Raw genomic sequence first — 24606 nt, 5'->3', positions numbered from 1 at the left:
GCTGATCTGCCGCGGCATGCTGACCGGCACCTCTGCCGCTCTGCCGCCTGAGCTTTCCGAAACCGAGGACCCCATGACGCTCAATAAGTTCAACCTCCCTGACGTTGGCGAAGGATTGACCGAGGCCGAAATAGTCTCCTGGAAGGTCAAGCCCGGTGACACCGTGGCTGTCAACGACGTCATTTGCGAGATCGAAACGGCGAAGTCGCTGGTGGAACTGCCGTCCCCGTTCGCGGGCACGGTAACGGAGCTGCTGGTGCAGGAGGGCATCACCGTCGAGGTGGGCACCCCGATCATCAGTGTCTCGGACGCCGTTTCCGGCGAGCCCACACCGGCTGACGTTCCCGCGCCAGCCGTGCCCCCCGCGGCATTATCCGAAACTGTCCGTGCCCCCGTACCCGCCACCACGGCCGCCGCGCCCATGTACGGCACGCTTGCCGCCGACGACACCAGCGAAGCCCCTACCCCCGCAAAGGGTGACTCGACAGCTCGTCCGGCGGATGACTCAGGCCGTCCCCCGGGCGGTCCGCTGGTGGGTTCGGGACCCAAGGCCGACGCCGTCAAGCGGCGCCCGCGCAAGGCGGCCCCCGCCGTCGCGACCGTTTCAGCCCCCGCGGCCCCGACGGCGATCAGGACTGTTTCTGCCCCGGCCCCGGCTGCTGCTGCGGCCCCGGCGCCCCTGGTCGAACCGGTGGAAAGCCAGGGCATCTGGATCAGCGCCGGTGCCGGCTCCGCCGCGGATGCGGGCAGCGAGCGGCCCACGTTTGGCGGTGCCATCAGCGGACTCGTAAACAGGGTGCTGGCCAAGCCTCCGGTGCGAAAGATTGCCCGGGATCTTGGCATCGATCTGGCGGACGTGGTTCCCACCGGCGCCCGCGGTGAAGTGACCCGCGAGGATCTGGTCAGCTACCAGGCGCAGCGCGACGCGGAGGTGGACAAGGCCGATACGTTCTGGGGGAAGTCGGGCCGCCCGCAGGAGCAGCGCATCGAGCGGATCCCGGTCAAGGGCGTCCGCAAGGCGACGGCGAAGGCCATGGTGGAGTCCGCGTTTGCCGCTCCGCATGTGAGCATCTTCGTGGACGTGGATGCTAGCCGGACCATGGAATTCGTCAAGCGGCTCAAGGTCTCGCGTGACTTCGAGGGCATCAAGGTTTCACCCCTCCTGATCCTTGCCAAGGCGGTCATCTGGGCCGCCGCGCGCAACCCCAGCGTCAACGCCACCTGGGTGGACGGCCCCGACGGGTCCGCCGAGATTCATGTCAAGCACTTTATGAACCTGGGTATCGCCGCGGCCACTCCGCGCGGGCTGATGGTGCCCAATATCAAGAACGCCCAGGACCTCTCCCTCAAGGAACTTGCGCTCGCCCTCAACGATCTGGCCACCACTGCCCGCGCCGGAAAGACGCAGCCGGCGCAAATGCGGGAAGGAACCCTGACGGTCACCAATATCGGTGCCCTGGGGATCGATACCGGGACCCCCATCATCAACCCGGGCGAAGTGGCCATCGTCGCCTTCGGCACCATCAAGCAGAAACCCTGGGTGCTGGATGGAGAGGTCATTCCACGCTGGATCACCACGCTCGGCGGGTCCTTCGACCACCGCGTGGTGGATGGTGACCTCTCGGCGCGCTTTATGGCCGACGTGGCGGCCATTCTGGAGGAGCCGGCACTGCTGCTGGATTAGCGGACTCTCCAGCCGGGCTGACCCCCGACGCGAAAGAACCCTGCTGCTGAGCATCTCAGCGGCAGGGTTTCTTTATTATGCTCAGTTCTCTCTATGTCCTGTCCGCTTGCAGTCGGCCGTGGCCATGCCGCGGCCAGCTCCGAGCACGGGTCAGTATGCCGGCACGGAGGAGAGCATCTGCGCCAGTGCGGGGTTTCCGGCCATACCCGCAAGCGCGTAGGTGGCGCCGATCATGGTCGTGGCAAATGCCGCCACGCTCGCTGAAACGATGGCGAAAAACTTCCAGTCTTCGCGCATGATGCTCCGGAAAGTATCCGGCAGGTTCAGTCCGGGCATGATCAGGTTGGGCGCGCTGTCCACAGAGCCGTCGTCCAGAAGGGCGATGACGCAATTCCGGGCACGGTCCACCCGCATGGAGCTGATGTGGTTGCCGTGGCGGGCGAGAAGGATGTCGTGGCCGACCAGTTGGCGGCGCTGAAGCGTGAGCAAGATGTTCCCCTGAGTTGGTTGATTTCCGGACGTCCGCTCCATCGGGGGCATCTACAATTTTACCGCCGCAGCGGCTCTCATCCGGGCGAAAACCGGGTGAGAACGCCCACCAGGAGGCGTGATCAGGGTCAAGTCCCGGGCCGCGCCTCTTGACACCCCGCATTAGAGTGGCACCAGCTGCCGCCGACTCCGGCGGGCGCGGATCAAAGGAGATGTGCGTGTTCTCGAGCCCCTTCCCGGACGTGGAGATTCCGGCACTGAGCATTTACGACTACCTCTTTGGCGGACTCGACGAGGCCCACCTCGACCGGACCGCCATCGTGGACGGAACCAGCGGGGCGGAGACCAGCTACCGGCAGCTGCTGCAGCAGATCAACGCGGTGGCGGGTGCAGTTGCCGCGCAGGGGCTGGGCCCGAACGGGGTGGCGGCCATGCTCTGCCCCAACGTTCCGGCCTTTGCCGCCGTTTTCCACGGACTCCTCCGGGCAGGCGCCACGATCACCACCGTCAATTCGCTTTACACCGCCGATGAACTGGAGCACCAGCTCCGGGACGCGGGCGCCACCTGGCTCTTCACGGTTTCCGCCCTGCTCCCCGCAGCCGAAGATGCCGCGGCGCGAACCGGAATTCCGGCAGAGCACCTCGTGGTGCTCGACGGCGCCCCGGGCCATCCATCGCTGCGGGACCTGCTGGCTGCGGGCGCTCCCGCTCCGCACGTCACGTTCGATCCGGCCACCCACGTGGCGGTGCTGCCCTATTCATCCGGAACCACCGGCCGCCCGAAGGGGGTGCGGCTGAGCCACCGCAACCTGGTGGCGAACGTGGAACAGTCCAGGGGCTTGTTGAATGTCCGCCCTGAAGACCGGCTCCTGGCGTTGCTGCCGTTCTTCCACATCTACGGCTTGACTGTCCTGCTGAACCTGGCGCTGCGCGAACGTGCCTGCCTGGTTACCATCCCCCGGTTCGACCTGGGGGAGTTCTTGCGCATGATCCAGGATCACAAATGCAGCTATCTGTTCATCGCCCCGCCGGTGGCGGTGGCCCTATCCAAGCACCCGCTCGTGGCGGAGTACGATCTCAGCACAGTGCACACGACCCTGTCCGGGGCGGCTCCCCTCGACGGCGAACTCGGGGCCACGCTCGCCGAACGCCTCAACTGCCGGGTGCTGCAGGGCTACGGGATGACCGAAATGAGCCCGGTGTCCCACCTCATTCCGCAGGATGCCTCGGACGTTCCCGTTAGCTCGGTAGGATTCACCGTTCCGAACATGGAGTGCCGCCTGGTGGACCCCGCCACGGGCGAGGAGATCGGGGTTCCGGCGGAGGGAACCAGCCCGCCCGGCCATCTGCTGTGTCGCGGCCCGAATGTGATGCTGGGGTACCTGAACCGGCCTGAGGAGACCGCGGACACCCTTGACCGGGACGGATTCCTGCACACCGGCGACGTAGCTACCGTCCGGGCCGACGGTGTGGTGACAATCGTGGATCGGCTCAAAGAGCTCATTAAGTACAAGGGGTATCAAATTGCCCCCGCCGAACTCGAAGCCCTGCTGCTCACGCACCCCGGGATCGCCGACGCAGCTGTGATTGGAACGAGCGACGCCGACGGCCAGGAGGTGCCCATGGCGTTCGTGGTGCGGCAGCCGGGGGAGGCCGGGGCAGCCCTTGACGGGGCTGCGGTGGCGGACTTTGTGGCGGCGAGGGTGGCCCCGTTCAAAAAGCTCCGGCGGGTGGCGTTCCTCGAGGCCATCCCCAAGTCGTCCTCCGGCAAGATCCTGCGCCGCTTGCTGAAGACGGCCGAGCCAGCTGCCACCCCCTAGCGTTCCCTCGCGGTGGCTTTCGCCTCGGCCGCGGGCCTGGCCGCCAACTGCTGCGTTGGCCCTCGCCTGCTAGTCGACGACGTCCGTCTTGGCAATGTAGACGTCGCAGGGAGCACTGTGGGCGACGGTGTTCGCAACGCTCCCCAGCACCCGGCCAAGCCCGCGCATACGCCGGTTTCCCACCACGATCATCCGGGCGCCCGTGCGCTCGGCTTCCTTGATCAGTGCCTCCGCGGGTTTTCCGCGGGCGGCGGCGTAGGTGACGTTTGTGCCGGCGGCGCTTAGGCTGTCCGCCACGCTTTTGGCGACCTTCTCGGCGTCGCCGGCGTCGGAAACAATCCATTGATCACTGCCGCTGCCGAAGACCTCGGTCCTGTCACTGTCGAACGCGCTGACCACGTGAAGGGTTGCTCCGAGGGAGGCTGCCAGGTCCCGCGCCGTGTGCGCGGCCCTCAAGGCGGTCTCGCTGCCGTCAACGCCGACAACAATAATTCCGGTCATAGTCATGCTCCTCAGGTTCAACGGACTTCCAAACCAAGTATCAACGATGCTTCAGGCTACAGGGACGCGATGGCTTCCCGAAGAACCGGTGCCAGCCGCCGGACGCCTTCACGGATGGACTCCGGCGGGACAGCGCTGAAGGCCAGCCGGATTTTGTTCGACGGGAGATCCGAATGCGTGAAGGCGGCCCCCGGAATGAAGACCACGCCGGCGTCGATCGCCTTTTGCAGTAGCGGGTACGTATCCACTCCGTCTGGAAGAGTGACCCAGATGAAGAAGCCGCCCTCGGGCCGTGTCCAGCTCAGTCCTTCCGGCATGTATTCCTCCAGGGCGGCAAGCATCGCATCGCACCGCTCCCTGTACAGGCCACGGTACGTTTCGATCTGGCCCCGCCAGTCATAGTCGCGCAGGTAGGCGGAGACGAGCATCTGGTTCAGCGTGGGCGGGCACAGCGTCACCGCTTCGGACGCCAGGTAGTAGCGGCGCTGCAGATGCGCCGGGACCAGGGCCCACCCGATCCGGAGGCCGGGTGCGAAGATCTTGGAGAAGGACCCCATATAGATAACGTCATCAGGGTTCGACGCCCTCAGCGGAGCCAGGGGTTTTCCGTGGAACCGAAGGAGTCCGTAAGGGTTGTCTTCAAGTATCAAAATATTCGCGCGGCGGCATATATCTACCACCCGCTGCCGGCGTTCTTCAGCCAGGGTAATGCCGGAGGGGTTGTTGAAATTGGGGATGGTGTAGAGGAACTTGATGTTCTTTCCCGCAGTTTGCAGGGCGGCTATGCGGGCTTCCAGGAGGTCCGGAACGAGTCCGTGCTCGTCCATGGCCACGGCAGCCACTTCCACCTGATAGGCCTCGAAGGTGTTCAGTGCGCCCACGTAGGTCGGGTCCTCCACCAGGACGACGTCCCCTGGGTTGCAGAAGACCTTGGTGGCAACGTCCTGGGCTGACTGTGAGCCAGCAGTTATCACCACGTTCCGGGCCAGCGCGTCTCGGATTCCCTCGGCTGCCATCACCTCGCAGATTTGGGTCCGGAGTTCCTCCGTTCCTTGTCCTCCGCCATACTGCAGGGCGGTCAGGCCCTGCTCGGAGATGATCCTGGCCGCGGTCTGTCCGAGCCGTTCCAGTGGGAGTGACTGCAGGTAGGGGCTTCCCCCCGCCAGTGAGACCAGGCCCGGCCGCATGGAAATGTCGAAGACGTCGCGGACGGCGGACTGCTTGATGTTGGCTGCGCGCTCCGAGAAGAGTTCCTCGTGGCGGTGGGCGGACGTGGCCGCTCGTTCGATGGCGTCAATAGCTTCGGCCGGCAGCAGCTCCGCTGCGGCATCAAGTGTTTCGTGGGTCACAGTGACAGGATACAGCCCATGTTGCTCTCAGGAAAACGTTTGTTTTCTGAGAGATCCTTCTGCGGGTGCTACGGCAGGCCGAGAGCCGCGGTCAACGGGCGCCCGTCCACATAGATCTCCGTACGGGCCGCCCCAACAGCCGCCACCGCTGTGTGGGTGAGCTGTGCCTCCACCCTGGGGACATCGCATTCGCCACGGAGCTGGAAGTCGCCGGTCAGATTCACCACGACCGTGGTGCCGTCGAAATAGCCGGAGACGAAGGACAGCGTGGAGTCCGCGAGGGAGTTATAGAGTCCGGCGGGGCCTTGCGTGTGGCTAAAGAGAATGCTGAAGGAGGTTTGGAGCGGCTCATCGCCGGCTGCAGGTGCGCGGTAGATGGCAACAAGGCTGTCGTTGCAGCCGAATCTCACTCCGCTGCTGCCGCCGTCGTCCACTGCCACGAAGTAAACCGGCGTCCCGTTGGCCGGCCTGCCCGTCTGTCCGGCGAAGTTGCCGCCGGCCTGTGCGTTCGGCAATGTCTCGGCTTGCGCCCAATTTTCAGGCGTTGCGCTGAGGTCCGCTGACGCGCTGCTTCCGCCGGTGGCTTCTGCGCGGCGGGGGGCCGCGGCGCCGGTCGAGGCGCCGGCAGGTGCGGTGGTGCCGGCGCCCGGCGTGGCAGAACCGGCGGCGGACTGCGCCAGGGCACTCCGGGCGACGCCGGGCGCTGCCTCGGGAAGGGGGAGAGGTTGAGGCTGAGGTAGTCCCGTCGGCGACACCCCGGCCGCGACGCCGGAGTTGGCGAGGGTTCCGGCGTCCTCCGCCGTGGTCCCTGCGCAGGATGCCAAGCACAGCGGAAAGGCCAGGAACGCGGCGATGACGGCCGCCCGGGCACCCGGCGTGAACTTCATGAGGCACCGCACTTCCAGCTCCAGTCCGTCCCCCGTATCCACGTTACGGCGGTGCCCCGTTATGTGGAATATGGATTGGGTGACGGTTCTGCGTCAGCTCCGTCACGGATCGGTGACGGCGTTTCCCGTGCGGCTGGCCGAACTGCGGCGGGCAGCCAAACACCCCCGGCATTGTGCGCCGGGGGTGTTGACTGCGGTCCGGATCAGGCTGCGGCCGGAGCGGCCTTTGCCTCTGCCAGGGCGTCAAAGATGCCCTTGATCTGCTCGACAACCTCGGCGTCATCCTTCGGGTGAACCTCAGCGAAGCGGATCATGGAAGCAGGGACGGCCAGCTTGACCTCCTCGAGGACCTGGGCGCCGGCGATGCCAACGGCTTTGCGCGCCTCGTCCTGTGCCCAGACGCCGCCGTACTGGCCGAATGCGGTGCCGACGACTGCGGTCGGCTTGCCGCTGAGGGCACCGGCACCATAGGGCCGGGACAGCCAGTCGATCGCGTTCTTGAGCGAGGCGGGTACGGTGCCGTTGTGCTCGGGCGTGACGAGCAGCAGCGTGTCGGCGTCGTTGGCGGCAGCGCGCAGGGCTGCGGCTGCGGCGGGGACCTGACCTTCGACGTCGATGTCCTCGTTGTAGAACGGGACGTTGCCGAGGCTTTCGTGGATCACAACATCAACTTCGGCAGGCGCATTCAGCTGAATGGCCTCGGCCAGCTTCCTGTTGTGGGAATCGGCGCGGAGGCTACCGACGAGGGCGAGAACGGTGCTCTTGGACATTTGAACTCCTGGTATCGGGCCGCGGGATCCAGCGGCTGGATGATCGTGGAGGCTGTTTGGGGCCTTCACCCATGCTAAACGGACTACGGTCCGCATGTTATTCCCCGGTCTAGAATATTTCTTGTGACCCTCATCCCAGTCGGCGCAGGATCCCCTCGTGGCCCGGACCCTGAACGCAGCGACGCCGCGCGGAACCGCGAGCTGCTTCTCCGCGCTGCCCGTCAGCTGATCGAGGAATGTGGCGCGGATGCGCTCACGATGGACCGCTTGGCGGAGCGTGCGGGTGTTGGCAAGGGAACGGTTTTCCGGCGGTTCGGCAGCCGGGCGGGGCTTATGATGACGCTCCTCAGCGATTCCGAGGCCGCATTTCAGTCTCGTTTTATGTTTGGACCGCCCCCGCTCGGGCCGGGGGCGCCTCCCGTGGAGCGGCTCATCGCCTTTGGTGCCGAGCGGATCGCATATGTGCAGGAGTTTGGCGAGCTTGCGCGGGCTGCCGACGTGTCGGCCCACAACAAATTCGACGTGCCGGCCGCGGTCCTGGGGCAACGGCACCTCGAAATGCTTCTCCGCGCCGCAGGCGTGAACGCTGATCCGTGGCTGATGGCGACCTCGCTCAGCGCCACCCTCGATCCCGAGCGCCTCCTCAACGCCCTGCAGGTCCACAATGTGGCGCCTGAGCGGCTCGTGGAGTCCTGGCGTGAACTTGTCACCCGGGTTACCTGTTGTGGGGACCCGCGGTGCGCCGCCGGGGACGAAGTGCTGATACAACCGCTGAAACGGCCCGTCGATCCGGGGAAGGCGTAGCGTTGGCATCATGAGCATCCGTACCGCAGTAGCCGGCTTCGGGCTGTCCGGCAGCGTGTTCCATGCGCCCCTGATCGCCGCCAACCCGGCTTACTCCCTGGAGGTCGTTTCGACATCCGATGCCGGTCGGCAGTCGGCGGCAAGCGGCAGTTATCCCGGGGTCCGGGTGGTGGGCACCCCGGCCGGCATCCTGGCGCTGGCCGGCGAGCTTGACCTGCTGGTCCTGGGAACGCCGCCAGCCACTCACTACCCGCTGGCGAAAGCCGCGCTGGAGGCGGGGCTGGACGTTGTCGTCGACAAGCCGTTCACGGTGCGCAGCGCAGAAGGCCGGGAGTTGATGGAGCTGGCAGCGCGCCTGGACCGGGTCCTCACCGTCTTCCAGAACCGGCGCTGGGACGGCGACTACCTGACCGTTAAGGCACTGCTGGCCACCGGCGCCCTGGGTGCCGTGAGCCGGTTCGAGTCGCGGTTTGAGCGGTTCTCCCCCGAAGTGTCGAAAGCCTGGAAGGCGGAGGCGACTGCCAGCAGCGGCGGCGGGGTGCTTTTCGACCTCGGCACCCATCTCCTGGACCAGGCCCTGCAGCTCTTCGGTCCGGCGGAAGTGGTCCACGCCGAACTGGAGTCCCGCCGCCCTGGCGAACACGTGGACGACGACGTTTTCCTGGTCCTGCGGCACGAGTCGGGCGTCCTCAGCCACCTTTGGATGAACATGCTCTGCCCCCAGCAGGGCCCGCGGTACCGCCTGCTGGGAACTGAGGGCGGCTACACAAAGCACGGCGTGGACCCCCAGGAGCCGTACCTCGCGGCCGGGGGCAGCCCCCTGGACGCGGAATACGGCGTCGAGGACCGCGACTGGGCCGGGCTGCTGGGCCGGGACGGACACCTTGACCGGCTGCCCACCGAACGCGGCGCCTACCCGGAGTTCTACCGGATCCTCGCGGAGAAGATCAACGACGGCGGCGCGGGCTCGGCCCTGCCGCTGCCGGTAGATCCGGCAGGGCCGACCCACGTCCTCACATTAATAGAAAAAGCACGGGAACTGGCCTCGGAGAGGGCCTAACCAAGACTGCGCTGAACGACGAACTGGGGGTTACGCGGAGACCAGTTCGTGCCAGTCCGCTACGAGCGGCAGGTTGTGTGCCTCGGACACCGAGTGGTGCGCCACATGGCCGGCGGCGATGTTGAGCCCTGATGCCAGTGCGGCATCGCGCTCGAACGCGGCTTTGACGCCATTATTGGCCAATGCCACGCCGTAGCGAAGGGTGACGTTGGTCAGCGCGTAGGTGGAGGTGTTCGGCACGGCGCCGGGCATGTTCGCCACGCAGTAGAAGATCGTGTTGTGAACCTTGTACGTGGGTTCCTGGTGCGTGGTGGGGTGGGTGTCCTCGAAGCAGCCGCCCTGGTCCACGGCGATGTCCACCAGTACCGATCCGGGCTTCATCCGGGACACGAGCTCGTTTGTAACGAGCTTCGGTGCCTTGGCGCCGGGGATCAGCACCGAGCCGATCACCAGGTCCGCGTCCACCACGGACTTCTCAATCTCGTACTTGTTCGACGCGACCGTCTTCAGTCGGCCCTGGTACTGGGCGTCGAGCTCGCGGAGGCGGTTGATGTTGATGTCCAGGATGGTGACATCCGCGCCGAGGCCCAGGGCCATGGCCGCGGCGTTGGTGCCGGCAACGCCGGCGCCCAGGACAACCACCTTGGCCGGGCGGACGCCGGGAACGCCGCCAAGCAGCACGCCCTTGCCGCCGGCCGGAGCCATGAGGGACGTGGCGCCGACCTGAACGGACAGGCGGCCGGCAACCTCGGACATCGGGGCCAGCAGCGGCAGCGTGCGGCCTTCCTGCACGGTCTCGTAGGCGATCGCGGTGACGCCGGAGTTGATGAGCTCGTGGGTCAGTTCGGGCTCGGCGGCGAGGTGCAGGTAGGTGAAGAGGATCAGGCCCTTGCGGAAGCGGTGGTACTCGGACTTGATGGGTTCCTTGACCTTCATGACCATATCGGCGCGTGCCCAGACGTCGTCGGCCTCTGCCACGATCTCGGCGCCTGCGATGGCGTATTCCTCGTCCGTGATGCCGGAGCCGAGGCCTGCGCCGCGCTCCACCAGCACGGTGTGGCCGTGGGTGAGGAACTCGTGGACTCCGGCGGCCGTGATTGCTACGCGGAATTCGTTGTTCTTGATCTCTTTGGGGACGCCGATGATCATTTTCTGGGCTCCATCGTTGGTGGCCTCATGGGCCGGGTGTGCGGAAAACTCGTAGTTCCAGAATAAATCCGGTTGTGAGGCAGCTGACACATTGCGGCCGTCCGGCCCGGGGGAGTTCCCCGAATTTCCGGGGTTTTTGATTTCTCTGACTAGACATCTGTCGAGCCGCGCAACGTCAGGTGTCGCCTGCTGTCCGTTCACGTCCACACCCTTCCGGGCAGTAGTGTTGGCAGCATGCAGCAGCAGGACGTGGAACAACTCGTTGAGCGTGTGGCCTTGAAGCTTGGCCGGGGTCTTTCGCTGGAGGATCTGGACGGCGTGCTGCTCGCGTACAGCTCCAACCAGTCGCACGCGGACAGGGTGAGGGTCAATTTTCTCCTCAGCAAGCGCGTCCCGGTGGACGTCAAGGCATGGCAGTTGTCCCACGGTATTGCCACCGCAGTACGTCCCGTGGTTGTGCCGGCGAACGAGGAGCTGGGCATGCTGGGCCGTGTCTGCGTGCCGCTGCTGGTGCGCGGCTTCCGCGTGGGCTACCTCTGGGTGCAGCAGGACCTTGAAGATCAGAGCGCCACGACGATCCTCACCCAGCTTCCTGGCGTCCGGGAGGAGCTGGAAGTGCTGTCCGGCCTGCTCCTCGAGTCCAACACGGCCGAATCGGAGTTCAGGCGCCGGCGGGAGCAGGAGTTCCTGAATGCGTGCCGTGGCGAGGCCAACGCCGTTGCCGCCGTGGCCGGCTGGAAGGAAGTGCAGGGCCGCGGCCCGTGGCAGCTGGTGACGGTCCTGGACGCGGACGGCTGGGCGGAGGCCTCGGACCCGATAGCGTCCACACTGATTCACCGCGCGGCCGCCCTGCAGGCCACCGTTGGCGTGGACGCTGCTCTTTTCAGCGCCGGAACCGAAACCCATGCCGTGGTGTTGTTCCGCGAATCCAGTGGGCGCGCCGCCCACGCCCAGGTGTTGGTGCATTACCAGTTGGAACTTGCCAAGCGTGCCGGCCGGGAGGTCACCCGGATCATCCTCGGGACCAGCGAGGGGTTCGCGAAACCCCGTGAGCTTGCGGACGCCTACCGCCAGTCCAAGCAGGCCGCACAGGCCGCCGCGGTGGATCAGCAGCTGGGTGAACTAGTGGACTGCCGGTCCACCGGTGTGTATCAGCTGCTCGACTCGGCCGGCGGCGGCGCCGGGGCATGGGCAGATGCGGGCTCTGTGTACTTCCGGATGCTGGAGGACCACGACCGTAACGGAGAGCTGCTTCCTGTGCTCGAACTGCTGTACGACAATGACGGCTCCGTGCAGGACGTTGCCACGCGTTTGCACCTTCACCGAAGCAGCATCTACAACCGGCTGGGGCGCATCCGGCAGTTGCTGGGCGTCGATCCCCTTCGGGGAATGGTGCGCCTGGAACTCCACGCCGCGCTCAAGGCGCGGCGCTGGGCCAACCGGCCAAGGATCTAGCCGGCCGAGGATCCGGCAGGCAAGAAACCGTTAATGGGGCCGGTCCGAGGTTTGGGCGCGTGCGCCTCAGGCGCCGCCGTCGCTCTCCCTGTTGTCCGATTCGACAGCCATGGCGGAGTCCTCCCACGGGCCGCGGCCGGCGCCACGCGGATCCGGGTTTCGTTCACTGGGGCGCAGGTCCACGTCGCGCCGTCGTCTCGCCAAATAGCTGTCCATCCCCTTGGAGACGGCGACAAACGACACACAACTGGCCATAAATGCTGCTGTGTTGTTCAGCCCCATGGCCGTTCCGAGGCAGGCAGTCAACACCATGGCGGCGATGCCTGCCACGATATGCCACCCTCTGAACTTACCCACAAATAAAGGGTAACCCCGGGGTTTAGCGGCTTTTGGCGGTAGGCCGGGATCGTTGCTTGATCCTTATCACTGCTTCACAAACCCGACACCCGGGTGAAATCTCCCGCCACAAAACCCGGTCGTAAAACCAGCCGGAGGCGAGCAGGTTGGAACCCCAGGCGGGATCTCAGTGGCCGGAGTCTTCGGCCGTGCCCTCTTCGATGGGTCCGGTTCCCTCAGCCGCCGTTCCGCGGGCCTGCGCAGCGGCTTTGGACTTCTTTTGGGTCTCCAGCCAGCCCATGATGGCGGCGAGGGGGATGCGCCGGTGCGTGCCGCGGTATTCCACGGGGATTTCGCCGCGGTCCGTCATGTTCCGCAGGTAGGTGTGCGAGATCCCGGCAAGCTCCGCGGCCTGCGAGGTGGTGAGCATCTCCTCGACACTGCTGACGGTCACCGCCTCCCCGCGGCTGAAGCGGCCAAGGAGATCGACGACGGCGTCCCGCGCCACCGGAGGAAGCCGGTGCACGGTGCCGTCCACAAAGACCGTAATGTCGTGGCTGCCGTCGAGGGCCTGCCTGAGTTTGAGCGCTTCGTCGTCAGGAAGCCCGGCCGTCACCCGGGGTGCTTTCAATGCCATGGTGTGAATCCTAGCCCGGCCCGGATGAACCCGGCCACGGTTGAAGCCGGTGCACCATCGAGGCGGGGCCAGGCGGAGGGCGGGCGCCCCTGCAGGGCGCCCGCCCAGGGGCCTATACGGCGTCGAGGTCCGTCTCAAGAAGGGTGACCAGGGTCTCCAGCGCCTGGTCGGCGCCATCTCCCTCGGCCCGGAGCACAACAACATCGCCCTTGGCCGCCCCGAGGGTCATCAGCGAGAGGATGCTGGCGGCGTCGAGGGCTTCTTCGGCCGGCTCCCCCTGCATGGAGATGGTGACGTCAACCCCGACGTTGCCGGCTGCCTCGGCGAAGAGCGCGGCCGGACGGGCGTGCAGGCCGGACCGGCTGGCGATGGTTGCGGTGCGTTCGGGCATTGTTACTCCTGAGTGGGTCATTTCGAAGGGACTGTTAGAGGCCGAGTTCGTCGAGGACGGGAAGTTTTTCCCGGACCCAGGCGCGGGCTTCGGTGGCGCTGGGAGCGGACAGGGCCAGCTTGGCCAGCTCCTGCGCCTCGGCCAGCGTCACGGTTTTGAGCACGGCAGCCACCGCTGCCAGGGAGCGGGCAGTCATGGACAGGGTGGAGACCCCCAGGCCGGTCAGCACGACTGCGAGGGCGGGATCGGCGGCCGCCTCGCCACAGACTCCCACCGGTTTGTTGTGCCCTTCTGCCCGGGACCCTTCAACAGTCAGGCCCACCAGGCGCAGCACCGCCGGCTGCCACGGGGTGTTCAAGGCGGCAAGGGGTCCCAGCTGCCGGTCCGCTGCCATGGCGTACTGGGTCAGGTCGTTGGTCCCCAGGCTGGCGAAGCCAACTTCGCGCAGGATGGCCTCGGCGGTCAGCGCTGCGGAGGGAACCTCCACCATGACGCCGGGGGTCTTGATGCCGGCCTCGGCGCACATGGAGGCGAAGCGGGCGGCCTCCTCCGCCGTCGAAATCATGGGAGCCATGACCCAGACGTCGGCTTCGGACTGTTTCTCGGCCAGGGCGATGGCCTCCAGCTGGCGCTCCAGCACGCCGGGGGTGGTGAAGTCCGTCCGGTAACCGCGGACGCCCAGGGCAGGATTGGGCTCGGTGGAGTCGGTGAGGAAGGGAAGCGGCTTGTCCGCGCCGGCGTCGAGCGTTCGCAGGACCACCTTCTTGCCGGGGAAGGCATCAAAGACACCCTTGTAGGCGGCGGCCTGTTCTTCCACGGTGGGCTCGCTGTCCCGTTCCAGGAAGCAGAATTCGGTGCGGAAAAGCCCCACGCCCTGGGCGCCGAGCCTGGCTGCCGCCTCCGCGTCCTTGGCCCCGCCCACATTGGCGAGCAGCGGGACCGGGTGGCCGTCCGCCGTCGCGCCGCTGCCACTGAACTCGGCCAGCAGGGAGGCGGTGGTGGCCCAGGCCTGCGCCGCCGCACGCATGGAATCGTCCGGGTTGGCCGTGATCATGCCCGCGGCGCCGTCCACGTAAACTTCCGTGCCGTCCTGCAGTTCGTCCACGCCCACTGCCGCCACCACGGCCGGGAGGCCCAGAGAACGGGCGATGATGGCCGTGTGGGACTGGGGCCCGCCGCCAGCGGTGACCAGCGCCAGGATTTTGTTGGGGTCAAGGGTGGCGGTGTCCGCCGGGGCGAGGTCTTCGGCCACCAGGACGAACGGCTCGGGGGATGAGGGGATGCCCGGCGCCGGGACGCCGCGCAACTCGGCCACTATCCGGGCCCGGACATCCAGCACGTCGGTGGCTCGCTCGGCCATGTAGCCGCCCAGATTGTGCAGCATCTCCGAGACGGAGGCTCCGGACTCCCAGATGGCCCGCTGGCTGGAGGTGCCGCGGGCAATGAGCTTGGCCGCGCCCTTGATCAGCATGGCGTCGGTGGCCATGAGCGCGGTGGCCTCCAGCACCGCCTTGCCGTCGCCGGTGGCGTGCGCGGCGCGGGCCTTCAGCTCGTCAGAAACGGCCTGGGCCGCTGCCTTGAGCCCCGCGGTGGCGTCTTCCGGCGCGGTCCCCGCCGGCAACTGCTCTCCTGCCGGCGGTTCGCTGATGGGTTTGGGCATCTGGCGAACGGTGCCAATGATGCGGCCGGGGCTGACGCCAACTCCTGGGAAGTTCTGCACTGAAGGTCCTCATTCTCTGCCGGTAACCAGGCCACGCCCTTGTTGCCTAGGCGTTTGCCTAGACCGCCACGACGGCTACGTCCGACGGCTTGTTGCGGTGCCTGAAAAAATTGTATGTGATGCACTTCATATAGCGTTGCTATAGGTGCTAGGGTAGCGGTTATGAGTTTCGATGGCCAGCTTCCGCCCAAAATGAGGCTGCTGCGTGCGGCAGCCGAATTGCTGGCCAACTCCGCGGGGGCGCCCGTTTCCACCCGCCAGATCACGCAGCTGGCGGGAGTTTCGGCGCCCACCCTTTACCATCACTTCGGTGACAAGGAAGGGCTCTTCGACGCCGTCGTTGCCGCGGGTTTTGAGGAATATGTGGCGGGCGAACGCGATTTTGCGCCGTCCGGCCAGCCGCTGGAGGATATCCGGCGGATGTGGGACAACCACGTGCAGTTCGGGCTGAACCAGCCGGAACTGTACCTGGTCATGTTTGGCAATATTCGCCCCGAGAGCCGGCCTGCCATCGTCGCGGACGCCGAGGCGCTCATGGAGGAGATGCTGAATAAAGCGGCGGTGGCTGGGCAGCTGAATGTCCCTCCACGGGAAGCGGCCAGAAGCATTCTGGCAGCAAACGTTGGCGTGACGCTCATGTTGATCGCCGAGCCGGTCGCGGACCGGAACCTTGAACTCTCCACCATGACCCGCGACGCCATGATCTTCGCCGTTTCCGCGGTGCAGGCCAACGGCGCCGACATCGAAGACTCCGGGAAGTCTTCCGTGGTGGTGGCGGCTATCGCCTTGAACGCCGCGCTCCAGGCATCGCACTCCGATCAGCTTTCCAGCTCGGAACTCAAACTATTCCTCGAATGGCTCCACCGGATCTCTACCAGTTCCACCAATTAGTCGACGATATATCGAACCATCCTGCGGTGCAGCAGGATTCACGGTTAGGAAATCACATGGCAACAGAGACAGTTGCGAAACCCCGGACCAGCATGCGGGTTGGTGTCCAAAAGTTCGGGACATTCCTGTCCGGAATGATCATGCCCAACATCGGGGCATTTATTGCCTGGGGCATTATCACCGCCTTCTTCATCCCCGCAGGGTTCACGCCCAACACGGAACTGGCCAAGCTGGTCGGCCCGATGATCACGTTCCTGCTCCCGCTCCTCATCGGCTACACCGGCGGCCGGATGGTCTATGGGGTGCGCGGCGGCGTCGTGGGCGCGGCGGCCACCATGGGCGTGATCGTTGGTACCGACATTCCCATGTTCATCGGCGCCATGATCATGGGCCCGCTCACGGCCTGGGTCATGAAGCACCTCGAGAGCCTGTGGGAAAACAAGGTCAAGCCCGGCTTTGAGATGCTCATCGATAACTTCACCGCGGGCATCGTCGCAGCCGTCATGGGCATCGTCGGCATGCTGGTGATCGGCCCCGTGGTGAAGGCGTTCAGCAACGGCGCAAGCGCCGTCGTCGAGTTCCTGGTCCATAACGGACTGCTGCCCCTTACCAGCATCTTCATCGAGCCCGCCAAGGTGCTCTTCCTGAACAACGCCGTCAACCACGGCATCCTGACCCCGTTGGGCACCGAGCAGGCACTTTCGCAGGGCAAGTCCATCCTGTTCCTGCTGGAGGCCAACCCGGGTCCGGGAGTGGGCATCCTCCTGGCCTACATGATCTTCGGCAAGGGCATGGCCAAGGCCTCCGCCCCCGGCGCGGCCCTGATCCAGTTCGTCGGCGGCATCCACGAAATCTACTTCCCGTATGTGCTGATGAAGCCGATCATCATCCTGGCCTCGATCGCCGGCGGCATGACCGGTATCTTCACCCTTGTGGTCACCGGCGCCGGCCTGCGCTCTCCGGCGGCCCCGGGCAGCATCATCGCCGTGTTCGCCGCCACCGCCTCGGACAGCTACTTCGGCGTGGCTCTGTCCGTCGTGCTCGCCGCCACTGTCTCGTTCCTGATCGCCTCGGTCATCCTGAAATCCAGCAAGGACACCGAGGGCGACGAGCTCGGCCAGGCCACCTCCCGCATGGAGGCCCTGAAAGGCAAGAAGAGCTCGGTTTCCTCCGTCCTCACCGGAGGGGGCGCCGCTTCCGGCGCTGCTGCCGGCGGAGTGGCCGTCCTGGCCGGCCCGGTCCGGAACATCGTCTTTGCGTGCGATGCCGGCATGGGCTCAAGCGCGATGGGCGCCTCGGTCCTGCGAAACAAGATCAAGGCAGCCGGTTTCCCGGACGTCAAGGTCACCAACTCCGCCATCGCGAACCTCAGCGACACGTACGACGTCGTCATCACCCACCAGGACCTGACCGAACGGGCCAAGCCTGCCACCGCCAGCGCGGTGCACGTCTCCGTGGACAACTTCATGAACAGCCCCCGGTATGACGAGATCGTGGAACTGGTGAAGACCAGCAACGCTGCCTCATCCGAGAGTGCCGGCGCCGGAGTAGCCACGGCTCCCGCCGCTCCCGCCGCTCCCGCAGCAGAGGAGGAAGCTGGCCCCGCCGGCATCCTTGTGCCCGAAAGCGTGGTCCTCAGCGGCTCGGCACGGACCCGGGACGCCGCCATCGACGAGGCCGGACAGCTGCTGCTGGACCGCGGCGCCGTCGACTCCGGCTACCTGGACGCCATGCACGAGCGCGAGGAATCGGTGTCCACCTACATGGGCAGCTACCTCGCCATCCCGCACGGCACCAACGCGGCGAAGGACCACATCATGAAGTCCGCCGTCTCCGTGGTGCGCTATCCGGAGGGCATCGACTGGAACGGCAAAGAGGTCAAGTTCGTGGTGGGCGTTGCCGGCGTCAACAACGAGCACCTGCACATCCTGTCCTCCATCGCGAAGGTCTTCACCAACAAGGCCCAGGTGGCGCAGCTCGAGGCCGCCACAACGGTTGACGAAGTTCTGGCTCTCTTCGGGAAGGTCAACTCCTAGTGAAAGCTGTACATTTTGGCGCCGGGAACATCGGCCGCGGCTTTGTGGGCCTGCTACTGCACCAGGCAGGCTACGAGCTTGTGTTTGCTGACGTGGCGGATGAGCTGATATCGCAGCTCGCCGCCGCGGACAGCTACAACGTCCACGAGGTGGGGGAAAACCCCACGGTCCGCACGGTAGATAACTTCCGTGCACTGAATTCGGCCACGCAGGAAGCAGACGTTATCGCCGAAATCGCGACGGCGGACATCGTCACCACGGCTGTGGGGCCGCACATCCTGAAGTTCGTTGCGCCCGTGATCGCGAAGGGAATCGCCGCCCGGGCCGAAGGGCTTGCTCCGCTGCAGGTGATGGCGTGCGAGAACGCCATCAACGCCACGGATATCCTGCGGGATGAAGTGGCCGCGCAGTGGGATCCGGCCGCCGGCCCGCTCGAGGCGGCCGCCGTGTTTGCCAATACGGCAGTGGACCGGATCGTGCCCAACCAGGAGCCGGGCCAGGGCCTGGATGTCACGGTGGAAACCTTTTACGAGTGGGTCATCGACCGGACGCCGTTCGGGGACCGGGCTCCGGTGATCCCGGGTGCCACGTTTGTGGACAACCTGGAACCCTACATTGAGCGGAAGCTGTTCACCGTGAACACGGGCCATGCCGCCGCAGCATATTTCGGTTTTGAGGCCGGCCTGGAGAAGATCTCGGACGCCATGGCAGACCAGGACGTCGCCGCGGATGTGCGTGCCGTCCTGGACGAGACCAAGGAGCTACTGATCCACAAGCACGGGTTCAACCGCGAGGAGCAGGATGCCTACGTCGAGAAGATCCTGGGCCGTTTCACCAACCCGCATCTGCCGGACACCGTGAGCCGGGTGGGCCGGGCTCCGCTGCGAAAGCTCGGCCGGCACGAGCGGTTCATCGGACCTGCAGCGGAGCTGGCTGAGCGGGGAATCGTTCCCGAGGCCCTGCTGGGAGCAATCGCCTCCGCCCTCCGCTTCAACGATCCCGCCGATGCCGAGGCGGTGGAACTTGCGCAGATCGTGGCAACCTCCACTCCCGCCGAGGCCACCGAGAGGATCACCGGCCTCACCCCGGAGCACCCCCTGTTCTCCGGTGTCTCGGCCATAATCGAGGACGCCAAGGCGGTCGTCTAACCCGTCAGGCCACCGCACCCCCGGTCCCCGCCCGTTGCGCTACCACTTATGGTTCCTATTCGCCGCTCTTGGCGACCATGAGTGATAGCGCCACGGGTTTTTTCTTTGACTGTTAGGTGACCTAACTGTTAGGCTACCTAATTATGAACCGTAATGAGCCGGCCGACGCCGCCCTGCTGGCCCTCGCCCAGGACTTCCGCGAGGCGCTTCGCCACAGCATCTACCTGGTCCGCCGCCTGGATGCGGACGGCGAACTCACCGCCGCCCAGCTCAGCACGCTCAAGATGATGCTCGACGAAGGGGTCAGAGTGGGTGAGATCGCCCGCAATCTCGGCGTCAAGGTCCCCAGCGCCACCGAGCAGATCATCAAACTTGAGCGCGCCGGCCTCGCACGCCGCGAACCGGATCCGGACGACTCCCGCGCGGTGCGGGTGACCCTGACCGTGGAGGGCCGCGCCGCCGTCGACTCCGCCAACCAACGACGCAACGGTGTGATGGCTGGGATCCTCAGCTCCCTCACGGAAAACGACCGTCAGGCCCTGGCCGCGGCATTGCCCGTGATCGAAAAAATCAACGCCACCCTTCAGCACTAGGACAGCAAAGAATTAGGAGTGCACTCCATGGAAGGCCAGCTCGCAGAGACACTGCCGGCAGCAGAAACCCTCGAGGCTGAAAAGGCCTCGTTACTCAGGCAGCCCAAGGCGGTGTGGGCCACGGCCTTGGCGGCGGTGTTCGCCTTCATGGGCATCGGCCTGGTGGACCCCATTCTGCCCGCCATTGCCAAAAACCTGGACGCCAGCCCCAGCCAGGTGTCGCTGCTCTTCACGAGCTATTTCCTGGTCACAGCGGTCGCCATGCTCATCACGGGATTCGTCTCCTCCCGGATCGGCGGCAAGCGCACTCTGCTGATCGGGCTCGCGATCATCGTGGTGTTCGCGTCGCTGTCGGGCACCTCGCTCAGCGTGGGCGAACTCATCGGCTTCCGCGCGGGCTGGGGCCTGGGCAACGCCCTCTTCGTCGCTACCGCCCTTGCTGTGATCGTGGGGGTGGCCAGCGGCGGGGCGGGCACCGCGATCATCCTGTATGAGGCCGCCCTTGGCCTGGGAATTTCCCTCGGCCCGCTCCTCGGCGCCCTGCTGGGCGGATGGCAGTGGCGCGCCCCCTTCTTTGGAACAGCCGTGCTGATGGCCGCCGCGTTCATCGCGCTGGTAGCCCTCCTGCCCAAGACCCCGTTGCCCGAGCGGAAGGTCCGGCTCCGGGACCCGCTGCTTGCCCTGGGCCACAAGGGGCTGCGGACGACGGCGGCCAGCGGCCTCTTCTACAACTACGGCTTCTTTACCGTGCTCGCCTTCACCCCGTTCATCCTGGGCATGGATGCCTACGGCATCGGCGGAGTGTTCTTCGGCTGGGGCGTGGCCGTCGCCGTTTTCTCGGTGTTCGTGGCACCGGTTCTGCAGAACCGCTTCGGCGCCACCCGGGTGCTCACCGGAACCCTCGCCGTGCTGATGCTCGACCTCGTGGGCCTGGGCGTGGCCGCCGGCCACTCGGTGCCCGCCGTCGTGGTCCTTGTGGTGGTGTCCGGAGCGCTGCTTGGCATCAACAACACGATCTACACCGAGCTGGCCATGGGCGTGTCCGACTCACCCCGTCCGGTGGCGTCCGCCGGCTACAACTTCGTGCGCTGGATGGGGGGCGCGCTGGCGCCCTTCGCCGCCGCGCAGCTGGGCGAACACTTCGGCCCGCAAGTGCCGTTCTTCGCTGGTGCTGCAGCCATGGTGGTTGCTATCGGAATTGCCTTCAGCGGGCGACGGTACCTAACAGCCCACGAACCGCACGTGGTCTGACGCGTGGCCTGACGGCCTCCGGCCGGGCGCGAAGGCGCAGATAGCGCGGATACAAGGAGAAAAGCCCATGTTCTTCGTGAACATGGGCTTTCTCATTCGGGTCGCCGGCAACTCGCCGGGGCTTTTAAACCTTGACGGATCCCTTGGGCACAAACAGCGTCTCCGCCTGCTCCAGGGACATGCCGTTGGTCTCCGGAACCTTGAACATCACAAAGAAGAACGACGCCGCCGCGAACAGCGCGTACATGGCGTACGTCAGCGGCAGCGAAGCGGCAGCCATGACCGGGAAGCTGAGGGTAATGGCGAAGTTGGCGATCCATTGCGCCGCGGCGGCCAGGCCCAGGGCGCGGGCCCGGATCCGGGACGGGAAGATCTCGCCCAGCAGGACCCACACCAGCGGTCCCCAGGACGCGCCGAAGCTGACCACGAAGACGTTGGCGGCCACCAGGGCAACCGGTCCCCACGCGCCCGGCAGGGAAATCTGGTCACCGGTACCCTTGGCGGAAGCGAAGGCGAGGGCCATGGCCCCCAGCGAAACAGCCATACCCACGGAACCCGCCAGCAGGATGGGGCGCCGGCCGATCCTGTCCACCAGGGCGATGGCCACCAGCGTGACCAGGATGTTCGTGATGGAGGTGGCCACGGAGATGGCGAGGGAATCCTTCTCCTGGAACCCGACGGCCTTCCAGAGCGTGGTGGAGTAGTAGAAGATCACGTTGATGCCCACAAACTGTTGCAGGACGGACAGGGTGATGCCGATCCACACCACGGCCTGCAGCCCGAAGACCTTACCGCGCAGCGAACCCTTCTGGCCCGCCAGTTTGTCTTCCTCAATGGCTGCCTGGATTTCACGGATGTGCCGGTCCGTGTCCTCATGCGGGGCGATGGTTTCAAACACCTTGCGGGCCTGGTCCTCGTGGCCCTTGAAGATCAGGAAGCGCGGGGACTCAGGGAGGGTGAAGGCGATCCAGCCATACACCACAGCGGGCACGGCACCGGCGAGGAACATCCAGCGCCAGGCCTCGAGACCCAGCCAGAGGCCCTGATTCGCGCCGCCGGCCGTCGTGGCAAACAGCGCGTCGGACAGAAGGGCAGCGAAGATACCCGTGGTGATGGCCAGTTGCTGCAGGGATGCGAGCCGCCCGCGGACGTGCCGGGGCGAAATTTCGGAAATGTAGGCGGGGGCGATGACGGATGCGAGGCCAATGCCCAGGCCGCCCACCAGGCGCCAGAAGATGAGGTCCCAGACGCCGAACGCGAATCCAGTGCCGGCCGCGCTGACCAGGAACAGCACGGCACCGAGCTTCATTGCGGGGATACGGCCATAGCGGTCGGCAACCTTGCCGGCCAGGAATGCGCCGGCGGCGCAGCCCAGCAGGGCCACGGCCACGGCAAAGCCTGTCACAGCCTCGCTGAGGGCGAACTCGTCCTTAATCGCGTCCACGGCGCCATTGACCACGGAGGAATCGAAGCCGAAGAGGAATCCGCCCACTGCCCCCGCGATTGCGAGGCCGATCACCTTGCGGGGAACGCCGGGACGGCCTTCAATGCTGGATGTGGACATGGATCTCCCTCGGGATTTTTGATGCGTTGGGTTAGCGGTGCAATCATCGTTGACTACGGAAACCGGCCTTGTTGGCCGGCGCACACGCGCCACCAAGTGTGCCACTTCACGCCGTGAGGGTCCACTTGGCCTGGCGCGTCGCTGCACGAAAGCCAGCCGCCGACGTCGGTCCTGCGGTTTGGCTGCTGGGCCATGGCGGGCGCGTCGCGAGGCAGGCGGCGCCCCCTGCCGGGAGTCCCCGGAACGGCGACACGATGCCTGCCTGCGCGAGGCCCGGGGCAGCCGACCACGAGGCGTGATCACGGCGCCCTCGGCCGCAGGGGCTGCTCCTCGTCGTGCGGCCCCTGCGTTGAGTCACCCGCTGGCGGCTAGTGGGCCGGCACAGCCTCGGCTCCAGCTCGCTGAGCAGTCGCCTTGGGATCCGTGAGCTTCTTGTTCGGCAGGGCGAAGCTGATCAGGAAGGCGATCCCGGTGAGCACGGCAGCGGTGAGCATCACGGCGTCGATCGATTGTGCGAAGCCCTCGGTGATGGGCCGGGTGAGCACCGGATTGGCGGTGTGCAGCCAGCTGGTGTCGTTGAGTGAATCGTTGCTGGCCCCGTTCTTAAAGAAGTCATAGAGCTTGGCGTTGGCGGGATCAGCTGCCACCGCGGGGTCTTTGAGGACCTTGAGGTACTCGGCGTTCTGCACGGCGTCCCTCATGCCGGTGGCGATCTTGTCCGCGGCCAGGCTGAAGAGCATGGAGATGAACACGGCCGTTCCCACTGCGCCGCCCATTGAACGGAAGAACGCGGCGGACGAGGTGCCCACCCCCATGTCCTTTGCCGGCACTGAAACCTGCATGGCCAGGGTGAGCGGCTGCATGCAGAAGCCGAGCCCCATGCCGAAGAAGATGGCGATGAACCCGGGAACCCAGAGCGGGGTGTCCGCTCCCAGGGACAGTCCCATAACGATCGCGGCGGCCGTCAGGATGGCCGTGCCCAGGATGGGAAAGATGCGGTAGGTACCCGACGCCGAGATCGTGCGGCCCGCGGTGATGGAGCCGAAGAGTATCCCCACGGTGAACGTGATCATCATCAGGCCGGCTTCGGTAGGGGTGAGGCCCTTGACCAGCTGCAGGTACATCGGGAGCATGGCGATGGCGCCGAACATGCCGATGCCGATGATGAAGTTCAGCAGCGAGGACAAGCCGAAGGTGATGTTGTGGAAGAGGCGCAGCGGGATCAGCGCGTAGTCGCCCGCGCGCTTCTCGGCCAGCAGGAACGCGGCAATGCCCACCACTCCCAGGCCGTAGCAGAGGAAGGAGTTGACCGAGGTCCAGCCCCAGCTGCGGCCCTGTTCGGCCACGAGCAGCAGCGGCACGATCGCCAGGGTAATGGCGGCGGCCCCCCAAAAGTCGATCCTTTGTTTTACGTGCTTGGCTGGCAGGTGCAGGTAGAGGAACACCACCACAAGCGCCGCAAGGCCGATGGGCAGGTTGATGAAGAACACCCAGCGCCAGCCGTCGAAGCCGAGGATGCTTGCGGAGCCGGCGAAGGCGCCGCCCACCACCGGTCCGAGGACCGAGGAAATCCCGAACACCGACATGAAGTAGCCCTGGAACTTCGCCCGGTCCTTCAACGAAACGATGTCGCCGATGATGGTGAGGGCGAGGGCCAGCAGGCCGCCGGCGCCCATGCCCTGGATGCCGCGGGCGATGGCCAGTTCGGTCATGGAATGCACCGAACCCGCATACAGGGAGCCCGTCAGGAAGATCAGAATCGCGGCGAGGTAAAGGGGACGGCGGCCAAAGATGTCGCTGAGCTTGCCGTAGAGCGGTGTGGTCACGGTGGACGTGATGAGGTAGGCGGTGGTGGCCCACGCCTGCAGGGACAGCCCGTCGAGATCGTTGGCGATGGTGTAGATGGAGGTGGACACGATGGTCTGGTCCAGCGACGACAGGAACATGCCGAGCATGAGGCCAACCATGACGGTGATGGTCTGACGTTTAGTCAGTACCTCTCCGGGGGCTCGCACGGTGGTGGTTTTGGACATGACTGCTCCAGGGGAAGGTAAGGGAATTAAGCTTAATA

22 protein-coding genes are annotated in these 24606 nt (G+C 65.9%); 10 read left to right on the top strand and 12 right to left on the bottom strand.

Going from position 1 to position 24606, the window contains the following annotated elements; translation table 11 throughout:
* The first annotated feature begins 73 nt into the window (after nucleotides 1-73).
* Nucleotides 74-1684, top strand: a complete 1611-nt coding sequence (locus ACP4XC_RS00420) for a dihydrolipoamide acetyltransferase family protein (RefSeq protein ID WP_427174970.1) — start codon at nucleotides 74-76, stop codon at nucleotides 1682-1684.
* 150 nt (nucleotides 1685-1834) lie between these two features.
* On the opposite strand, the gene ACP4XC_RS00415 is transcribed toward ACP4XC_RS00420, so the two are convergent.
* A complete protein-coding gene (locus ACP4XC_RS00415; protein WP_427172915.1) occupies nucleotides 1835-2173 on the bottom strand; it encodes a hypothetical protein in 339 nt (112 codons plus the stop codon).
* A 218-nt stretch (nucleotides 2174-2391) separates the two neighbouring features.
* Here ACP4XC_RS00415 and ACP4XC_RS00410 point away from each other — a divergent pair, with 218 nt between their 5' ends.
* Complete coding sequence (locus tag ACP4XC_RS00410) at nucleotides 2392-3993, top strand: AMP-binding protein (RefSeq protein ID WP_427172914.1); 1602 nt, start codon at nucleotides 2392-2394, stop codon at nucleotides 3991-3993.
* A 69-nt stretch (nucleotides 3994-4062) separates the two neighbouring features.
* On the opposite strand, the gene ACP4XC_RS00405 is transcribed toward ACP4XC_RS00410, so the two are convergent.
* From ACP4XC_RS00405 to ACP4XC_RS00390, 4 genes are all read right to left on the bottom strand, one after another.
* Complete coding sequence (locus ACP4XC_RS00405; protein ID WP_427172913.1) at nucleotides 4063-4494, bottom strand: universal stress protein; 432 nt, start codon at nucleotides 4492-4494, stop codon at nucleotides 4063-4065.
* Between the two features lie 56 nt (nucleotides 4495-4550).
* Nucleotides 4551-5843: a PLP-dependent aminotransferase family protein gene (locus tag ACP4XC_RS00400; RefSeq protein WP_427172912.1), complete on the bottom strand. Its 1293-nt coding sequence runs from the start codon at nucleotides 5841-5843 to the stop codon at nucleotides 4551-4553.
* Between the two features lie 68 nt (nucleotides 5844-5911).
* A complete protein-coding gene (locus ACP4XC_RS00395; RefSeq protein WP_427172911.1) occupies nucleotides 5912-6730 on the bottom strand; it encodes a GerMN domain-containing protein in 819 nt (272 codons plus the stop codon).
* Between the two features lie 203 nt (nucleotides 6731-6933).
* The gene (locus ACP4XC_RS00390) at nucleotides 6934-7500 is read right to left on the bottom strand and encodes an NAD(P)H-dependent oxidoreductase (RefSeq protein ID WP_427172910.1); all 567 of its coding nucleotides are present in this window, start codon (nucleotides 7498-7500) and stop codon (nucleotides 6934-6936) included.
* Between the two features lie 123 nt (nucleotides 7501-7623).
* Between ACP4XC_RS00390 and ACP4XC_RS00385 the strand changes: the two genes are divergently transcribed.
* Nucleotides 7624-8304 carry a TetR/AcrR family transcriptional regulator gene (locus tag ACP4XC_RS00385; protein ID WP_427172909.1) on the top strand — a complete coding sequence of 227 codons (681 nt, stop codon included), beginning with the start codon at nucleotides 7624-7626 and terminating at the stop codon, nucleotides 8302-8304.
* 10 nt (nucleotides 8305-8314) lie between these two features.
* On the top strand, nucleotides 8315-9364 hold the full coding sequence (locus ACP4XC_RS00380) for a Gfo/Idh/MocA family protein (RefSeq protein WP_427172908.1): 1050 nt from the start codon (nucleotides 8315-8317) through the stop codon (nucleotides 9362-9364).
* 30 nt (nucleotides 9365-9394) lie between these two features.
* Here ACP4XC_RS00380 and ald read toward each other — a convergent pair whose 3' ends face one another.
* Nucleotides 9395-10513, bottom strand: a complete 1119-nt coding sequence (ald, locus tag ACP4XC_RS00375; protein ID WP_427172907.1) for an alanine dehydrogenase — start codon at nucleotides 10511-10513, stop codon at nucleotides 9395-9397.
* Nucleotides 10514-10747: 234 nt separating this feature from the next.
* Between ald and ACP4XC_RS00370 the strand changes: the two genes are divergently transcribed.
* Nucleotides 10748-11968: a PucR family transcriptional regulator gene (locus ACP4XC_RS00370; RefSeq protein ID WP_427172906.1), complete on the top strand. Its 1221-nt coding sequence runs from the start codon at nucleotides 10748-10750 to the stop codon at nucleotides 11966-11968.
* A gap of 66 nt (nucleotides 11969-12034) precedes the next feature.
* Here ACP4XC_RS00370 and ACP4XC_RS00365 read toward each other — a convergent pair whose 3' ends face one another.
* The 4 genes from ACP4XC_RS00365 to ptsP form a co-directional block, all read right to left on the bottom strand.
* A complete protein-coding gene (locus tag ACP4XC_RS00365; protein WP_427172905.1) occupies nucleotides 12035-12325 on the bottom strand; it encodes a hypothetical protein in 291 nt (96 codons plus the stop codon).
* Between the two features lie 166 nt (nucleotides 12326-12491).
* Nucleotides 12492-12941 (bottom strand): helix-turn-helix domain-containing protein, encoded by a 450-nt coding sequence (locus ACP4XC_RS00360; protein ID WP_427172904.1) that lies wholly within the window; start codon nucleotides 12939-12941, stop codon nucleotides 12492-12494.
* Nucleotides 12942-13053: 112 nt separating this feature from the next.
* Nucleotides 13054-13332, bottom strand: a complete 279-nt coding sequence (locus ACP4XC_RS00355) for an HPr family phosphocarrier protein (protein ID WP_427172903.1) — start codon at nucleotides 13330-13332, stop codon at nucleotides 13054-13056.
* Nucleotides 13333-13366: 34 nt separating this feature from the next.
* On the bottom strand, nucleotides 13367-15052 hold the full coding sequence (gene ptsP, locus ACP4XC_RS00350; RefSeq protein ID WP_427172902.1) for a phosphoenolpyruvate--protein phosphotransferase: 1686 nt from the start codon (nucleotides 15050-15052) through the stop codon (nucleotides 13367-13369).
* 162 nt (nucleotides 15053-15214) lie between these two features.
* Between ptsP and ACP4XC_RS00345 the strand changes: the two genes are divergently transcribed.
* The 5 genes from ACP4XC_RS00345 (at nucleotide 15215) to ACP4XC_RS00325 (ending at nucleotide 20971) form a co-directional block, all read left to right on the top strand.
* Nucleotides 15215-15943, top strand: a complete 729-nt coding sequence (locus ACP4XC_RS00345; RefSeq protein WP_427172901.1) for a TetR/AcrR family transcriptional regulator — start codon at nucleotides 15215-15217, stop codon at nucleotides 15941-15943.
* Between the two features lie 56 nt (nucleotides 15944-15999).
* The gene (locus ACP4XC_RS00340) at nucleotides 16000-17979 is read left to right on the top strand and encodes a PTS mannitol transporter subunit IICBA (RefSeq protein ID WP_427172900.1); all 1980 of its coding nucleotides are present in this window, start codon (nucleotides 16000-16002) and stop codon (nucleotides 17977-17979) included.
* Nucleotides 17979-19127: a mannitol-1-phosphate 5-dehydrogenase gene (locus ACP4XC_RS00335; protein ID WP_427172899.1), complete on the top strand. Its 1149-nt coding sequence runs from the start codon at nucleotides 17979-17981 to the stop codon at nucleotides 19125-19127. The genes ACP4XC_RS00340 and ACP4XC_RS00335 overlap by 1 nt, the downstream gene beginning before the upstream one ends.
* Before the next feature lie 143 nt (nucleotides 19128-19270).
* Complete coding sequence (locus tag ACP4XC_RS00330) at nucleotides 19271-19720, top strand: MarR family winged helix-turn-helix transcriptional regulator (RefSeq protein ID WP_427172898.1); 450 nt, start codon at nucleotides 19271-19273, stop codon at nucleotides 19718-19720.
* A 27-nt stretch (nucleotides 19721-19747) separates the two neighbouring features.
* Nucleotides 19748-20971, top strand: coding sequence for an MFS transporter (locus ACP4XC_RS00325; protein WP_427172897.1), 1224 nt, complete (start codon nucleotides 19748-19750; stop codon nucleotides 20969-20971).
* Between the two features lie 124 nt (nucleotides 20972-21095).
* On the opposite strand, the gene ACP4XC_RS00320 is transcribed toward ACP4XC_RS00325, so the two are convergent.
* Nucleotides 21096-22535, bottom strand: coding sequence for a sugar porter family MFS transporter (locus ACP4XC_RS00320; protein ID WP_427172896.1), 1440 nt, complete (start codon nucleotides 22533-22535; stop codon nucleotides 21096-21098).
* Between the two features lie 368 nt (nucleotides 22536-22903).
* On the bottom strand, nucleotides 22904-24568 hold the full coding sequence (locus tag ACP4XC_RS00315; RefSeq protein ID WP_427172895.1) for an MDR family MFS transporter: 1665 nt from the start codon (nucleotides 24566-24568) through the stop codon (nucleotides 22904-22906).
* Nucleotides 24569-24606 lie beyond the last annotated feature (38 nt).

Source organism: Arthrobacter sp. 92, assembly GCF_050260325.1.
In the GTDB taxonomy this organism is placed as follows: domain Bacteria; phylum Actinomycetota; class Actinomycetes; order Actinomycetales; family Micrococcaceae; genus Arthrobacter.
Note: the sequence above shows the minus strand (reverse complement) of the source record. Positions and strands in the feature narration are given on the sequence as shown.

Excerpts from the sequence above, each read along its gene's own strand:
- ACP4XC_RS00370 (WP_427172906.1), top strand. The coding sequence starts at position 10,748 with ATGCAGCAGCAGGACGTGGAACAACTCGTTGAGCGTGTGGCCTTGAAG.
- ACP4XC_RS00345 (WP_427172901.1), top strand. The coding sequence starts at position 15,215 with ATGAGTTTCGATGGCCAGCTTCCGCCCAAAATGAGGCTGCTGCGTGCG.
- ACP4XC_RS00390 (WP_427172910.1), bottom strand. The coding sequence starts at position 7,500 with ATGTCCAAGAGCACCGTTCTCGCCCTCGTCGGTAGCCTCCGCGCCGAT.
- ACP4XC_RS00360 (WP_427172904.1), bottom strand. The coding sequence starts at position 12,941 with ATGGCATTGAAAGCACCCCGGGTGACGGCCGGGCTTCCTGACGACGAA.
- ACP4XC_RS00355 (WP_427172903.1), bottom strand. The coding sequence starts at position 13,332 with ATGCCCGAACGCACCGCAACCATCGCCAGCCGGTCCGGCCTGCACGCC.
- ald (WP_427172907.1), bottom strand. The coding sequence starts at position 10,513 with ATGATCATCGGCGTCCCCAAAGAGATCAAGAACAACGAATTCCGCGTA.
- ACP4XC_RS00315 (WP_427172895.1), bottom strand. The coding sequence starts at position 24,568 with ATGTCCAAAACCACCACCGTGCGAGCCCCCGGAGAGGTACTGACTAAA.
- ACP4XC_RS00380 (WP_427172908.1), top strand. The coding sequence starts at position 8,315 with ATGAGCATCCGTACCGCAGTAGCCGGCTTCGGGCTGTCCGGCAGCGTG.
- ACP4XC_RS00395 (WP_427172911.1), bottom strand. The coding sequence starts at position 6,730 with ATGAAGTTCACGCCGGGTGCCCGGGCGGCCGTCATCGCCGCGTTCCTG.
- ACP4XC_RS00420 (WP_427174970.1), top strand. The coding sequence starts at position 74 with ATGACGCTCAATAAGTTCAACCTCCCTGACGTTGGCGAAGGATTGACC.
- ACP4XC_RS00325 (WP_427172897.1), top strand. The coding sequence starts at position 19,748 with ATGGAAGGCCAGCTCGCAGAGACACTGCCGGCAGCAGAAACCCTCGAG.
- ACP4XC_RS00330 (WP_427172898.1), top strand. The coding sequence starts at position 19,271 with ATGAACCGTAATGAGCCGGCCGACGCCGCCCTGCTGGCCCTCGCCCAG.
- ACP4XC_RS00340 (WP_427172900.1), top strand. The coding sequence starts at position 16,000 with ATGGCAACAGAGACAGTTGCGAAACCCCGGACCAGCATGCGGGTTGGT.
- ACP4XC_RS00405 (WP_427172913.1), bottom strand. The coding sequence starts at position 4,494 with ATGACCGGAATTATTGTTGTCGGCGTTGACGGCAGCGAGACCGCCTTG.
- ACP4XC_RS00320 (WP_427172896.1), bottom strand. The coding sequence starts at position 22,535 with ATGTCCACATCCAGCATTGAAGGCCGTCCCGGCGTTCCCCGCAAGGTG.